The 13,180-nt window shown below is 60.6% G+C and carries 15 protein-coding genes; 3 read left to right on the forward strand and 12 right to left on the reverse strand.

What is annotated here, in order from left to right:
- Positions 1-13 precede the first annotated feature (13 nt).
- Both amrB and HY962_01370 read left to right on the forward strand, forming a co-directional pair.
- A complete protein-coding gene (gene amrB, locus HY962_01365) occupies positions 14-850 on the forward strand; it encodes an AmmeMemoRadiSam system protein B (protein MBI5645553.1) in 837 nt (278 codons plus the stop codon).
- Positions 851-854: 4 nt separating this feature from the next.
- Positions 855-1,736 carry a DUF2520 domain-containing protein gene (locus HY962_01370; GenBank protein ID MBI5645554.1) on the forward strand — a complete coding sequence of 294 codons (882 nt, stop codon included), beginning with the start codon at positions 855-857 and terminating at the stop codon, positions 1,734-1,736.
- A gap of 33 nt (positions 1,737-1,769) precedes the next feature.
- Here HY962_01370 and HY962_01375 read toward each other — a convergent pair whose 3' ends face one another.
- The 7 genes from HY962_01375 to HY962_01405 all read right to left on the reverse strand — a co-directional run bounded on the left by HY962_01375 (position 1,770) and on the right by HY962_01405 (position 9,384).
- Complete coding sequence (locus HY962_01375; protein ID MBI5645555.1) at positions 1,770-2,897, reverse strand: glycosyltransferase; 1,128 nt, start codon at positions 2,895-2,897, stop codon at positions 1,770-1,772.
- Between the two features lie 12 nt (positions 2,898-2,909).
- Positions 2,910-3,836 (reverse strand): PorV/PorQ family protein, encoded by a 927-nt coding sequence (locus tag HY962_01380; GenBank protein ID MBI5645556.1) that lies wholly within the window; start codon positions 3,834-3,836, stop codon positions 2,910-2,912.
- A 1-nt stretch (position 3,837) separates the two neighbouring features.
- Entirely contained in the window at positions 3,838-4,878 is a 1,041-nt protein-coding gene (locus tag HY962_01385; GenBank protein MBI5645557.1) for a hypothetical protein, read from the reverse strand.
- Complete coding sequence (locus HY962_01390; GenBank protein MBI5645558.1) at positions 4,875-6,413, reverse strand: hypothetical protein; 1,539 nt, start codon at positions 6,411-6,413, stop codon at positions 4,875-4,877. The genes HY962_01385 and HY962_01390 overlap by 4 nt, the downstream gene beginning before the upstream one ends.
- Positions 6,414-6,459: 46 nt before the next feature.
- A complete protein-coding gene (locus HY962_01395; GenBank protein ID MBI5645559.1) occupies positions 6,460-7,287 on the reverse strand; it encodes a hypothetical protein in 828 nt (275 codons plus the stop codon).
- Positions 7,288-7,448: 161 nt separating this feature from the next.
- On the reverse strand, positions 7,449-8,375 hold the full coding sequence (locus HY962_01400) for a site-2 protease family protein (protein MBI5645560.1): 927 nt from the start codon (positions 8,373-8,375) through the stop codon (positions 7,449-7,451).
- Between the two features lie 196 nt (positions 8,376-8,571).
- Positions 8,572-9,384 carry an HAD-IB family phosphatase gene (locus HY962_01405; GenBank protein MBI5645561.1) on the reverse strand — a complete coding sequence of 271 codons (813 nt, stop codon included), beginning with the start codon at positions 9,382-9,384 and terminating at the stop codon, positions 8,572-8,574.
- Here HY962_01405 and HY962_01410 point away from each other — a divergent pair.
- On the forward strand, positions 9,379-9,666 hold the full coding sequence (locus HY962_01410; protein MBI5645562.1) for a (2Fe-2S)-binding protein: 288 nt from the start codon (positions 9,379-9,381) through the stop codon (positions 9,664-9,666). The genes HY962_01405 and HY962_01410 overlap by 6 nt on opposite strands.
- A 38-nt stretch (positions 9,667-9,704) precedes the next feature.
- Here HY962_01410 and gatA read toward each other — a convergent pair whose 3' ends face one another.
- Genes gatA through pssA form a run of 5 tightly spaced genes read right to left on the reverse strand, consistent with a single transcriptional unit; the run spans position 9,705 to position 13,157 of the window.
- On the reverse strand, positions 9,705-11,138 hold the full coding sequence (gene gatA, locus HY962_01415) for an Asp-tRNA(Asn)/Glu-tRNA(Gln) amidotransferase subunit GatA (GenBank protein MBI5645563.1): 1,434 nt from the start codon (positions 11,136-11,138) through the stop codon (positions 9,705-9,707).
- Between the two features lie 51 nt (positions 11,139-11,189).
- The gene (tatA, locus tag HY962_01420; GenBank protein MBI5645564.1) at positions 11,190-11,378 is read right to left on the reverse strand and encodes a twin-arginine translocase TatA/TatE family subunit; all 189 of its coding nucleotides are present in this window, start codon (positions 11,376-11,378) and stop codon (positions 11,190-11,192) included.
- 3 nt (positions 11,379-11,381) lie between these two features.
- Entirely contained in the window at positions 11,382-12,107 is a 726-nt protein-coding gene (gene purQ, locus HY962_01425) for a phosphoribosylformylglycinamidine synthase subunit PurQ (protein MBI5645565.1), read from the reverse strand.
- A 1-nt stretch (position 12,108) separates the two neighbouring features.
- Positions 12,109-12,366 carry a phosphoribosylformylglycinamidine synthase subunit PurS gene (gene purS / locus HY962_01430; GenBank protein ID MBI5645566.1) on the reverse strand — a complete coding sequence of 86 codons (258 nt, stop codon included), beginning with the start codon at positions 12,364-12,366 and terminating at the stop codon, positions 12,109-12,111.
- A gap of 14 nt (positions 12,367-12,380) precedes the next feature.
- Positions 12,381-13,157 carry a CDP-diacylglycerol--serine O-phosphatidyltransferase gene (gene pssA / locus HY962_01435; GenBank protein MBI5645567.1) on the reverse strand — a complete coding sequence of 259 codons (777 nt, stop codon included), beginning with the start codon at positions 13,155-13,157 and terminating at the stop codon, positions 12,381-12,383.
- Positions 13,158-13,180: the final 23 nt, after the last annotated feature.

Here is a 13,180-nt window from a genome sequence, read left to right on the forward strand (position 1 = left end):
ATCCACTTCCACGATGCTCATACGCCCGCCCGCAGTCAGCGGCACATTTTATCCCGACGATCCAACCCTGCTCACGCTGCAGGTGGATCACTTCCTTGACGAACATGCCGCGAAACATATTCCTGGCACGGTGCTCGGAGTGATCGTCCCGCATGCGGGGTACAGGTACTCGGGCTTCACTGCCGCCGCGGCGTACGCGCAGTTGCGTCACAGGAAGTTCAGCACGGCTGTCATCATTTCTCCCAGCCATCGCGAATATTTCAACGGCATCTCGATCTTCGACGGCGACGCCTACCGCACCCCATTGGGGCTCATCGAAACAGACACGACGTTGCGCGAAAAATTGCGCGCGCACAAAGGGGCATTCACGTTTTCACGTTTCGGGCACAGGACCGAGCATGCGGTGGAGGTGCAACTTCCCTTTCTCCAGCGTATCAACGACGAAGTGCGTATACTTCCGATCGTGATGGGTGACCAGCGCCCCGAGCTGTGTATGCTGCTCGGCCGTATTCTCGCGGATGAAATGGATCCGGTGAACACCGTCATCATCGCGTCGTCGGATCTGTCCCATATGCATCCGCAGCACGAAGCGCGCCGACTCGACACCATCGCGACCGAAGCCATACTCGCCCTGTCACCATCGCGGCTGCTGCACGAACTGGCCGCAGGGTCCACCGAGGCGTGCGGCGGCGGTCCGATCTGCGCGTTGCTCCAGACCTGCATACTCCACAAGGCCGACGGCGCACACGTGCTGCACCAGTGCACCTCCGGCGACGTCACCGGCGAGGAATCCCGCGTTGTGGGATATCTCTCGGCGGCAATCACTCGATCACCCCGCTACCAGGACTGAACTCATGCCTCCTGCTTTCCGCGATATCGTGGTCATCGGCGCCGGCAACGTCGGATGCACACTCAGCAGATTTTTTTACACGCGGGGCCTCACGGTAACCGCCCTGATCGAGCGCGACAGCATGAAACTCGAACAGGCGCGTTCGGCTGTGTTCGCGAATGGATTCTCGACGGAACTCGAGAACATCCCGAGTTCGGCCACGGCCATCATCATTGCCGTGCAGGATCACAAGATCCTGGAGCTCGCGGAACGGCTCGCCTCGATGCGGCGGCAGTTCGGGCACGTCTTCATCGCGCACACGTCGGGTCTGCGCACCGCCGACGACCTTGCGCCGCTCGCGGCACAGGGAGCCGTGACAGGTTCTCTCCATCCCATCCAGTCCTTCCCTTCGCCCTATCTCGACGTGCAGCGGCTCGACGCGATCGGTTGCGGGCTCGAGGGCAACATGACATTCATAGAGCGCGCGCGCGATCTGACAGCCATTCTCGGCTGGCGGCCTCTGGTGATTTCGAAAGAGTACAAGGCCATGTACCATCTGGCCTGCGTATTTGCGGGAAATTTCCTGACGACACTGGCTGCTGACGCGTTGCGAATCCTGCAGGAAGCAACATCACCCGGCGTGGATGTATCGCCGTTGATGCCCATGATCCGCAGTGTGTTGAAGGAAATCGAGCAGGGCTCACCACGCAGCGCGTTCACGGGCCCCGTCGCGCGCGGTGATGCGAGCACCATCGACTCGCATCTGGATCAGCTCAACAAGACCCTTCCAGAACTCATCCCCGTCTATTCCGATCTGGTGCGCCGTTCTTTGTCGCTCGCCACGATCTCTGAAAGCAAACGGACGGAGATACTCACGGCACTCACACGTATGGACAAGGGCGAGTAAAACGCGCAACGCCCTGCCGCGCATGCCGGACAATTATACTCCTGCGTGAAGCAGGTCGCTGATGACACGGGTCACGCGATCGTGTTCGGCGTCGGCGTCGTAGTTCCGCGACGCGCGTGCGGCCGCCGCTGCAAGCTGCAAGCGGGTGTTCCGTGAACCGGCAAGATCCCTGAACGCCGCCACGATGGTGGTCTCGTCCGAAGGATTCACCAGCACGCCGCACTGTCCTTCGTGCACGACACGGCTCAATTCAGGGAAATTACTGGCGATGACAGGCAGCCCTGCCGCAAGATACTCGAACAACTTGTTGGGCAGCGAAAGGTAGTAGCTGCGGCCTCTGTTTTCGATGACACAGAGACCAACATCGGCACGGGCCGCCGTCGCGACCACCTCGGCCGAAGGAACGGCCGGCAGGAAATGGACACGTGGCTCGACCCCCAATACGCGCGCTTCCTCCGCAAGCTGTCCGGTATCGCCCTGCCCCAGAAAAAGGAGGTGCGCATCCGATACTTCGCGCATGGCACGAAGATAGAGCGAGGCCCCTCGGCCGTCCTGAACACCTCCCAGCGATAGAAAAAGGACGGCCTCGGCCGGCACACCGAGCGAAGCACGCACATCGATGCCCGGCAACCTGGATGACGAGGACGGGTAGTTGCGCGCCAGTTCGACCGGTACACGCGGATAACGGCCGCGCAGTATCTCGGCGATGGAATCGTTGACGGTAAAGATGGTTTGCGCACGGGAGGCGTATCGCTGCTCGACGGCACGCCAGAAGACACGGGTGACGGGTCTGGCGACGAGGGAGGCAATCGAGGGATACAGCTCGCGCGAGTCGAAACACAGCGGCACACGATTGCGCGCCGCCGCGCGCGCCGCCGCGGGAAGCACGTAGAGGTCCGACGCCAGGCAGAGTCCGGCGGCGCGCGCGGCGGGCGTCCCGGGCGCGTGCTGCCAAAACCAGGCGAGCCGACGTCGCAATGATCCGCGCGGTGCGGCCATGGTCTGCAGGTGTATTCCCGGCTCCAGTTCGCGCTCGGTTTCGGAATCACCCGGCGCAAGAACGGTCACCCTGCCGAAGCTGGTGAGCACCCGCGCAAAACGCAGGCAACGCGAGTCTGTTGTCGCATCACCCGAGACAAGGACGCAGGAGCGGAAGTCCACGCCCGCTCCGCGTCAGAGGGACAGCGACAACGCGAATGTGTGCGCGGTGCCGAACGTTTCCGTGTAGGGCACAAAGGAGTAGTCGAGGTTCAGCGGACCGTACACAACTCCGAATCCGCCCGACATACCCTTGATTTCGGAACCAGTCATGTATCCGACACGCAGAGCGACAAGCTTGTCGTATTCGAACTCGAAACCGGCGTGCAGGTTTGTGCTTTTTTCCTTGAACACCGACACTGCATCGACGGCAACACCAAAGTTCATTTTATCGAGACCGCCCGTTGTCTCATACGCAGTACCCGCGCGCAGCATGGTCGGGAGTGTGGTCGACTCGACGCGCATGGCGCTCATGTCGCCCATGTTCAGCACGGCCGCGCCAAGACTCACGTCGCGCAGCGCTCCAGCGCCAAAGGGTCGGACACGCAAACCGAGATCGAAGGCATACCCCGAGGCGTCGTCCACATACAGTTTCTCGTACAGGAATTTTGCACTGAGTCCGGCGGTCACATTGTCGGCCACGGGAAATCCCGCGGACAGGCCCAGCATGAAGTCGCGCGAGGAAAAATCGCCCTGCGCCTCACCTGGCTGCAGTCGCGTTTCGATATTGTCGACCGACGCGAGATGCATCGCGGCGCCGAGTGTCCAGCCACCGAGCGGCAGCACCAGTCCGACGTATTGCGAGGTCACATCCTGCACCGAAATCTCGTGTGCGATGGAGAGGGCTGCCCTGTCCTGCGCTCCGAGCAGTGCGGGGTTGTAGAACGATGCAAAACCGAGCCGCGCGTCGGCGGCGCCCGTTTCGCCCAGCGCGATGCCGCGCGCTCCCACGCCGTTCTTGAGCACGCTGAGGCCTGTGGCTCCCGTCTGCGCATGCACGGGATGAAGCGCGGCGAACAGTGCGAGAAGCGCGGGAAGGAGGAGAAGTCGGTATGTCCGCATGTCAGAAGGTCAGTGCGAATGAGAGAACGTGTGTGGGAGCCGGTGCCACCGGCTCGAGAATAAAGGCATAACTGATGGTGGGATGAAACACAGATACGGGCTGTGTGAAAGAGACGCCGAAGCTCGGTCGCGGATCGATGCCGTCGCCTTTGAGCGCCATGCGATCGAGGCCGGCGCGCACGGTCAACTGTTCCACCAGCGCCACCTCGGCACCCGCGCGGAGAAGCACCGCGTCGCTGCCGTACAGCTCCGCTTCGACAGCCACCACGCCGCCATGCATCACGTCGACGGTGGAGGCGGCGGCCAATCGATATATTCGGATGAATGGGTCTTCTGTCGATTTCCCGTTCTCCGGTCCGTACAGCGCGCCCGTATCCCACTTGTATTTCGTGAGCAGTTCCTGCGCCACCATCGCGATGCTCAAGCGCTCGCTGAGCGAATACAGTATGCCAATGTCGACGCCAAAACCGGAACTCGTTACATCTTTGTAGAGTCCCGCGTAGTAGAATTTGACGTTGAATCCGCCCGCCATTCTCGGTGTGAATCTGTTTCCGAAATTCAGGAAGAACTGATTCTCGAACACGCTCATCTTTTCGGTCTGGAAGCCGTCGCTGTCGTACCCCATCACATCGGCATCACCCGCATTGGTCCATCCCGCGGAGACACCCGCGATGGACAGGGCGTCGGGGTCGTCGGGAAACTTGTTTGCGCCATTTTTCCTGATGGTCACCCGCTGCGTGTAACTGATTTGATTCAGGGCACGATCCAACGCCAGCACCGAGTAATTGCCGTACACCACGCGGTCGCTCTGAAAAGGCGTCAGCGCGGGATTGTAGGTGGACGATATCGCGCCGCTCGTGATTGCGCTCATGGCATTGCCCATGCCCATGCCGCGCGCGCCAAAGCCCAGTCGCGTAAACGCGCCGGCTTTGCCGCCCTGCGCTAAGACTTGGCCCGGCATACATAAAAGCGCGGCGAGGAAAAGTGCGACGGCTGCAACGCGCCGCACATGTATGGTTTCGGATCCGCGTTTCATGCTCATTGCAACACCACCACTTTTGTCCAGACCGGATCGGCATCACCGACCGTGACCTGGATGTAGTACAAACCGTTCGCCACCTGCGTGCCCGCATCATCTCTGCCGTCCCATATCTCGTCGAGTTCCATATTGGCCGGACGCGCGGCGTTCTGCACAAGCACGCGGACCGGGAACATCGCGAAGTCGTAGACGCGAATCGAAACCGTCCCTGTCCCGTCGCTGCGGTACCGCACGCGGCACACTTCCGCGGCGGGTGAAAAGGGATTCGGATAGGCGTAGGTTTTTACCGACTCGGTGAGCGGCTGTGCAGCGCGGAGGATGGTCCAGTTCCTCCCGAACGGCTCGTTTGGCGAATCGATGGTGGTCACGAGTCCGTCCGCAGTGGCGAGCCACACGCGTGATCCCTGCGAGGCCACCGCATAACAGCGGCTGTCGGTGATGCGCGCGCGGTTCACCTGGTCGACGAAGACGGACTGATTCAGCCAGGTCCGGCCGCCGTCATCGGAACGGAACACACCGGAATTGGTTCCGGCATAGACGATCGAATCCAGAAAACCGAAATTATGCGTGAATTCGCCGCGCAGCGCAGTCGTCCAGGTGTCCCCACCGTCGACGGTGTAACTCACCGCGCGGAATTCGAGTGCCTCGAGGGCGTTGATGGTCGATGCCCAGATACACTCGCGCCCGTTCACCACATTCCGTCCGAGCGCCACGACGAAGTTGCCTGATATCGGGGTGCGCTGATTGGCGTACGAGAATTTTCGCCACGATCGCCCGGCATCCGTCGTGCGATTGACGCCGCCCGCGGTGCCGACCCAGACGGTGCTGTCGTTTACGGCGAGCACGGAAAACACGCGGTGATTCAGACTGCCGCGTAATCCCTTCTGCGTGCCGGCGGCGTTCCAGAAGTCGGGCCTGTCCACGGGGGACAGAGCAAAAGACAACGTGTCGTCGACATCGATGGAATCGAGATTGTCGGGCGGCAATACCACAGGCTGGAAGGTCAGACCGCCGTCGGACGAGCGACGCAGACCTCCGGCAAAATTCGCCGTCCAAATATCGGTGCCGGTCACTGCAACGTCGTAGGTGATGTTGTTGATCGGTGTGGTGATGGCGAGTCCCTTGATGCGATTCGCGCCGTATTGCACTGTGATCGTGCTGTCGCCCTCCGCCTCCTGCGGTTGCATGATACGTCGCCAGGTGGCGCCGTTGTCGGTTGACACTGCGAGGCCGAGTCCTTTCGGAAGTCGGGTGCCGTCGTCGAGTTCTTCTGAACCGGCGAGCGAAGCCCAGAGTACGGGACCGTGTCCGTCAAGGGCGGCAATATCCTCCTTGTCAAAGGGCGCGGCATCCCCAAAATGTCGCCACGACGCGCCGCCATCGGTGCTGAGATCGAGTCCTTTGCCGCCTGCGACCCACACGCTGTCGCCTCGTATCAGGAATTCGATGGCGCTGTTGCTCAGCGGAAGTGAGCCCTGACCGAGCTGCGGAGATGAAGGAAACATCTGCGCGCTTGCGCGCGGAAGAAGGAGTGTCATCACACATGCGACGACCGGGAGATACCCACAGCGTGTTCTCATGCGCCTAACGGAGATAAATGTTTCGCGCTTCGAAGGCGCTCAGATTGCTGAGATCGTACACAAAAAATTCGAAACGATAACGGCCGCGTGCTGCGGTCGAGGGCAACTGCACGTCGATGGTGTACGTGCCGTCCCCCGCAAGCGCGTCGCCATGTGTGCCGTCGTCGAACATGATGAAAGGGTTGCTTACGGATGCCTGGCCATTGGGCAGATAGGAATTGAACAGGACGCGTTTGATATCGCCCCGACCGCTCGAATCGGTCACACATGCGGTGATGCGCAGCACCTGGGATCCCTCCGTCGGCACGTCGACGGTGTCAGGAGTCTCGATGCCGCAGAAATACGGCGGCCGGCTGCCTGAGGTCACAGACACCTTCGCGTGAACCTGCGCAGCGGACCTGTCCGCCGCGTCACTGCCCTCCACATTCAAACGATAGTCACGCACGTCGCCCCTGCTGATGCGCAACTCCACCAAACCCTCGAAGTACCCGTTCGAAACGCGGCGCAAATCCGCGCGCGCGAGCGACTCCGAGCGTCCATCCACAGTGACGTTCGCCCATGCGCGCGTAACGCGTCTGGTCTGATCGGCCTGTGTGGTATCCGTGTGTACGGAGAGGGGGATCGGGATGACGATCGGATCGGACGGCGATTTATCACGCCCCGCGACAATCGACATGGTGTCGGTGTCGAACGACGACGCCGGGAGCGAGAGTTGGAAAAAGCTCTGCTGCTGAGGTGGAAGCTGTGTGTCTACCAGCGAAGTGTCGTCGCTGCAGGAGTAAAGGAAACACGAGAGAACAGCGAGCGCGGCAATACGCGAGACAACTATCATTTACACGATTCCTATGCTGAAGTATGACGAAGCCGGGGCACCAATTGGTTGCATGCCCCGGCTTACAGTCACACTATCAAGGAGGCAGAACAAACATACCCAACCGATTTTTAAAAGTCAATCCGGCAGGATGTCCGGTTTCATTTTTTCCATGAAAAAAATTATTGGAAGAAGATGGGAGCGGGTACTGCACATAAAATGAACATCAGAAAGGCGAAAAAGCCAAGAGCCCGACGACGCGTATCAAGTTCTTGATATTCATCGACTTGCGGATGATCGACCTTGATCACAAAGAGAATGATGAGGGACCAGAGAAACCACCCCGGCCAAAAAACGGAATAATAATTGCTGAAATTTTCAACGATGTAGATCGCCGTATCCTCGAAGTTGAGATACGCGAGAATGGTCGGGAGGAAGCCCATTCCGCCAAGAATGGCGAGCAAAATCACCACTCCGCGGGCGATAAAACCATGCAGTTTCGGGAACATCGCGTACAGAATATGGCCGCCATCGAGCTGCCCTGCGGGCAGAAGATTCATCGCTGTTACCAGCAGGCCAAACCAGCCGGTGATGAGCAGCGGATAGTGATACATCTCCCACATCGGCGGGACATACGCACCTGCTGGTGCAAAAATACCCTGCATGAGAGTGTACATCGCGGGCATGCCGAAGGTCATGGTTGTTCCCGGCGGAAGACCGGGAACGTTGTTGATCACAAAATCGAAGTCCGGATGTATTGCGAGAAGAAAATCGGTGCCAGGGAGTGTGAGGAAACCGACCGCGAGCACCAGCAGGCTCGCGATGAATCCCGCGATAGGACCCGCGATACCGATATCAAAAAGCGCGACAACGCTGCTGATGCGTCGTTTGGTGCGGATCACCGCACCGAGTGTTCCGAAACCGACGATGTCGACAGGCGGCAGCGGAATGAAGTACGGAAGCGTGACCGGCACACGATGATGCCGCGCGGCGAAATAATGTCCGAACTCGTGCGATGCGAGGATAAAAAGCAGTGCGATGCTGTATGTGAGGCCGAGTTCGATGTTGACGAGATCCGTTTCATTGCGCCATAACATGCCCGCTATCATCGTCGTGAAAAACGTGACCACAAAAAAGATCGTGTGTTTGAGTATCTGCACCGGCGCGAGAAGCGGGTCACGCGCGGGAAGATCTGTCGTGTCGAGAGGATTCATGGAGTGGTCGATGTTTCGATGTCGTCGGTGTCTCTGTGCCCGTGTATGCGGATCTGTGCACGCATCTCCTGCCGCGATGTTGGGTGTATGCTCATTCCCCCGCCCATACATCCGCGCGTGCAAGCGCGGCGCGCCGCGGTTTGCGGATGCGCTTCCTATCTGCCAACGCAGTGAGCTGCGCGCGGATGTTGTCGAAAGAGGAGAAGCGGCGGAATGAGATGTTCTCGCGTTGGCAATACGTTTCGAGTGCGTCCCTTGCGAAGACGATGTCGGCATACTGCGCCGCACAGAAATCAGAAAAGCCGTCACCGATGAGCACGATAATATCGTCGTCGGGGGTCAGCGTGAGCATTCGATTGCGCTTGCACGTGCCGCAGCGCGCGCAGAACTCGTCGGCCCAGGGCCGCCGCACGATGCAGCGTCCGCCCTCGCGATACACGAGCCGGTTCGCGTACACGGGCACATCAACCGACGCGGCGAGCAGGATCGGCAGGATGTAAGCATCGAGTCCGTCACTGACAATGCTCAGCGGATATTCCTGCGCGGCACACCAGTGAACAAAATCAACAAAACCGGGTTCGACGGTAAACTGCGCACTCCACGTATCGACATGCTCGGGAGTTATACCACGCATCCTGTCCGTGTACCGCGTAAACACTTCATCGATGGTGATGTCGCCCGCCATGAACGACGCGTTGTCATTCCACATCTCGGGTCCGGAAAACGTCGAAAAAAATCTGTCGCCCACATCCTCGCGTACGATGGTGCCGTCGAAATCGCAGTAGATACGCAGCCGATGGTATTCCCGCGTTGCGGATTGTTTGTCTGAGCGTGTATCTGCAAGTTGTCGATGCGCTGTGTCCCCTCCCGCCAGCGTCGACAGATCCGGATCGGCGACATGCACACCATCACCCTGCTCCCTTTCAACGTCAGACTTCTCGCACACGAAGACGAAACGGTCTTCCACACGATCAGGCGACACGGGTATCCGATCGCATCGTCCTGTGATGGCGACGGTGTCTGCGATAAATGCCGTCTGCGTATCGTTGCGGGTGCCGACAATGTGACCGCCCCGAACGACACCGAGCGTCGCTTCATGCGCGAGCGTTCCTTCGACGACGGCGAACGTATGGCGTGCCAGATCCGTTGCACCGGCGACATCTCCGTCCGCACCACGTACTGGTAACCGTTCACGCGGCTCCCCCGCTCTCCCGCTCATGTACATCAGGCGTCGAGTCCCGCTTCCTCGCAGAGCCGCGCTACCAGCAGCAGAATCTCTTCGCCGAAGGCCGGCGCGATACACTGCACACCGATAGGCAGCCCCGCATCGTCGCGGCCTGCAGGGACACTGAGCGCCGGAAGCCCGGCGAGGTTCACCGACGCCGTGAACAGATCCGACAGGTACATGGCGAGCGGATCGCCCGTTTTTTCCCCGAGACGAAACGCCGTGCTTGGAGTGGTCGGAGTCAGCAGCATCGTCACATCCCTGAATGCGGCATCGAAGTCCTCGCGAAGCAGGCGCCGCACACGCTGCGCCTTGAGGTAATAGGCCTCGTAGTATCCGGCCGAAAGGGCGTATGTGCCCAGCAATATGCGTCGCTTCACCTCGTCGCCGAAGCCCGCCGCACGCGACATCACGGTGGAATCGACGGCCGAGCGCGCGCCGTCCACACGCGCACCATAGCGCGCTCCGTCGAAGCGCGCAAGATTCGAGGAGGCCTCGGCAGTCGCAATGATGGAGTACACCGCAATCGTGTCCTCGAGCCGCGGCAGTGATAGCGGCACAATGTCCGCTCCCGCGGAACGAAATACTTCGCAGGTCCGCTCAACCGCACGCCGGATCGAAGGCGCGAGCGCGTCGCTCATACACTCGCGCGGAATGCCGATGCGCGCGCCCTGCAAGGCCGCGGCATACCGCGTTTCCAGGAACGGGGCCACGTCCGTGGCCGCACGCTGCGCCGTCGTGGCGTCGTGCGTATCGTGTCCGCTGATGGCATCAAGCACAAGCGCGGCATCCATCGCGCTGCGCGCAAAGACGCCGATCTGATCCAAGGACGAGGCAAAGGCGACAAGTCCGTGCCGCGAGACGCGTCCGTACGTCGGTTTGAGTCCGAGCACACCCGTAAACGCCGCGGGCTGCCGCACAGAGCCGCCGGTCTCCGACCCGAGCGCGACATGGGCCATCCCTGTCGCGACTGCGACGGCCGAACCACCACTGGATCCGCCCGGCACGCGTGAATGATCGTGGGGATTGTGTGTCGGTCCGTACGCGGAATTTTCGGTGGAGGAGCCCATGGCGAACTCGTCCATGTTAGTCCGCCCTGTAAACACGGCCCCGGCAGCACGCAGGCGCGCGATGGCGGTTGCATCGTACAGGGCCGTGAATCCCTCGAGTATCCGTGACGCACAGCCGAGCCGTTTCCCTTGCACGCTGATGTTGTCTTTTACCGCAACGAGCATTCCTTCCAACGATGCCGCATTTGAGGAAACGAAGGAAGCGTCGGCTTTCGATGCATGCACCGCGCTGTCCTCATACTGTTCGAGGTACGCGTGCAGGTGTGACAGAGCTTCGGCGCGGGCTGTGCTTTCGGCGTAAAGCTGCGCGCAGGTGGTGCCGCCCGAGAGCAGGCGCTCCCTGTCGATGGTGTACGTGTTCATACTGACGAATCCGCAGACTCCGCCTCACCGGGGAGCCGCGCGGGAGCGGACTTACTTCTTCTCGTCGAGCCGCTTGTCGTCGACCGTGATGTCTTCCTGAATATCCTTGGTCGCCTTGCGGAATTCGCGCAGGCCCTTGCCGAGTCCCTGCGCGAGTTCCGGGATCTTCTTCGCGCCGAAAAAGACCAGGATGATCACGAGGAGAATGATGATTTCGCCGGTGCCGATATTGCCGAACATTGTTTACTCCTGAGGCAGCATGGGTGTCTCCACGCCGATTGATGTAACAAGAGATTGGAAGACGCCGATGCCGTCCGCAGATCCGAGCAGGTGTTCCATGCTGCGTTCGGGGTGCGGCATCATGCCGAGGACATTGCCGCCCGCGTTGACGATGCCCGCGATGTTGTGCAGCGAGCCGTTCGGATTCGCGCCGGACGTCGTGTCGCTCTGCGCGTCGCAGTAGCGGAACACGACGCGGCCGCTGTCTTCGAGCGCGGCGAGGGTCGACGAATCAGTATAATAATTTCCCTCCCCGTGCGCAACGGGAATGCGCAGTACCGCGCCTTCGGTGAAGGCGTTGGTGAAGTCGGTTTGTGCATTCTCGACACGCAGATGCACGGTGCGGCACACAAACGAGAGTGAATCGTTCCGCAGCAACGCGCCGGGAAGCAGACCCGATTCGCACAAGATCTGGAAGCCGTTGCAGATGCCGAGCACACGCCCGCCCCTTTTTGCGAAGTCGACCACCTCGCGCATGATCGGCGAGAAACGCGCGATGGCGCCGCAGCGCAGATAATCGCCGTAGGAGAAGCCGCCCGGTAGTATGACCGCGTCGAGGTCGCCGAGGTCCGACTCCTTGTGCCACAAAAACCGCGCGTCCTGCCCGAGCACATGTTTCACGGCATGGTACGCGTCGTGGTCGCAGTTCGAGCCGGGGAACACGACGACACCGAATCGTGCAGCACCCATGTCAGGCTCCCGTCTCGACGATATCGACCGTATAGTCCTCCATCACCGTGTTGGCGAGAAGGCGCGATGCGGCTTCATCCGCAGCGGTCCGGGCCGCGTCCGCATCGGTCGCGTCCACAAACATCTCGATGCGTTTGCCCACACGCACGCCGGAGAACGCGCCGATGGCCAGCGCGCCGAGCGCGTGCTCGATGGCCTTGCCTTCGGGATCGAGGATGGTGGGACGAAGTGTGACGGTGACCACGGTCTTGAATCGCATATCGCGTCTCGTGATTATGAATCGATGGGAAATGGATCGCTGGAATCGGCCTCGTCGTGCGGTTCGAGTCTTCTGACCCGGGGCCGCCGCAGCAAGCGCCACAGCGCGAGCAGCACACCCGACAGCACGACACCGCCGAAAATGAACAGAAGGCCCCGGCCTTGCGTGACGATGAGCACGGTCAGTCCGCCGAGCACCACAACGATCGAGAACGGCTTCTCGCGGAAATATCGCAGCGAGGGTTTGGGCAGCACGGGATAGCGGATGGTGCTGACCATGAGCAGTCCGCAAGAAATGACAACACCGATGAATATGTGCTGCAACATCGTGTCGGCGATGATGGCCTCGGGCCCGAACCAGATGATGTAGGACACAAGTGTGAGCGCCGACAGTGGTATGGGCACGCCGACAAAATAGTCCTTGCTGAATCCCACAAGCTGCACGTTGAAACGCGCGAGACGCAGCGCTCCGAACACCAGTTGTGACGAGGCGACAAGCATGCCGAGCGGACCGTACGCGTGCAGAAACAGCGCGTGCAGGAGCACCGAGGGCGCGGCGCCGAAGCTCACCACATCGGCGAGCGAGTCGAGTTCCACGCCGAATTCGCTGGCCGAGCGCGTCAGACGCGCCATAAAGCCGTCGAGCGTGTCACAGATCGCCGAGCAGAAGATGTAGATGCCCGCAAGCAGGAAACGTCCCTCCATCGCATTGATGATGCAGAGGAACCCGAAGAAAATGTTCAGCACCGTGAACAGGTTCGGGATGATCGATCTGCTGAGGCGGATTCTCACGGGGTTGCGATGGAAGTGGGTAA

Source organism: Ignavibacteriota bacterium (genome assembly GCA_016218045.1).
In the GTDB taxonomy this organism is placed as follows: domain Bacteria; phylum Bacteroidota; class Ignavibacteria; order SZUA-365; family SZUA-365; genus JACRFB01.

Bases quoted from the DNA above. Each gene is read 5' to 3' on its own strand.
- amrB (MBI5645553.1), top strand. From the start codon at position 14: ATGCTCATACGCCCGCCCGCAGTCAGCGGCACATTTTATCCCGACGAT.
- HY962_01370 (MBI5645554.1), top strand. From the start codon at position 855: ATGCCTCCTGCTTTCCGCGATATCGTGGTCATCGGCGCCGGCAACGTC.
- HY962_01380 (MBI5645556.1), bottom strand. From the start codon at position 3,836: ATGCGGACATACCGACTTCTCCTCCTTCCCGCGCTTCTCGCACTGTTC.
- HY962_01385 (MBI5645557.1), bottom strand. From the start codon at position 4,878: ATGAGCATGAAACGCGGATCCGAAACCATACATGTGCGGCGCGTTGCA.
- HY962_01390 (MBI5645558.1), bottom strand. From the start codon at position 6,413: ATGACACTCCTTCTTCCGCGCGCAAGCGCGCAGATGTTTCCTTCATCT.
- HY962_01395 (MBI5645559.1), bottom strand. From the start codon at position 7,287: ATGATAGTTGTCTCGCGTATTGCCGCGCTCGCTGTTCTCTCGTGTTTC.
- HY962_01400 (MBI5645560.1), bottom strand. From the start codon at position 8,375: ATGATAGCGGGCATGTTATGGCGCAATGAAACGGATCTCGTCAACATC.
- HY962_01410 (MBI5645562.1), top strand. From the start codon at position 9,379: ATGCACACCATCACCCTGCTCCCTTTCAACGTCAGACTTCTCGCACAC.
- gatA (MBI5645563.1), bottom strand. From the start codon at position 11,138: ATGAACACGTACACCATCGACAGGGAGCGCCTGCTCTCGGGCGGCACC.
- tatA (MBI5645564.1), bottom strand. From the start codon at position 11,378: ATGTTCGGCAATATCGGCACCGGCGAAATCATCATTCTCCTCGTGATC.
- purQ (MBI5645565.1), bottom strand. From the start codon at position 12,107: ATGGGTGCTGCACGATTCGGTGTCGTCGTGTTCCCCGGCTCGAACTGC.
- purS (MBI5645566.1), bottom strand. From the start codon at position 12,366: ATGCGATTCAAGACCGTGGTCACCGTCACACTTCGTCCCACCATCCTC.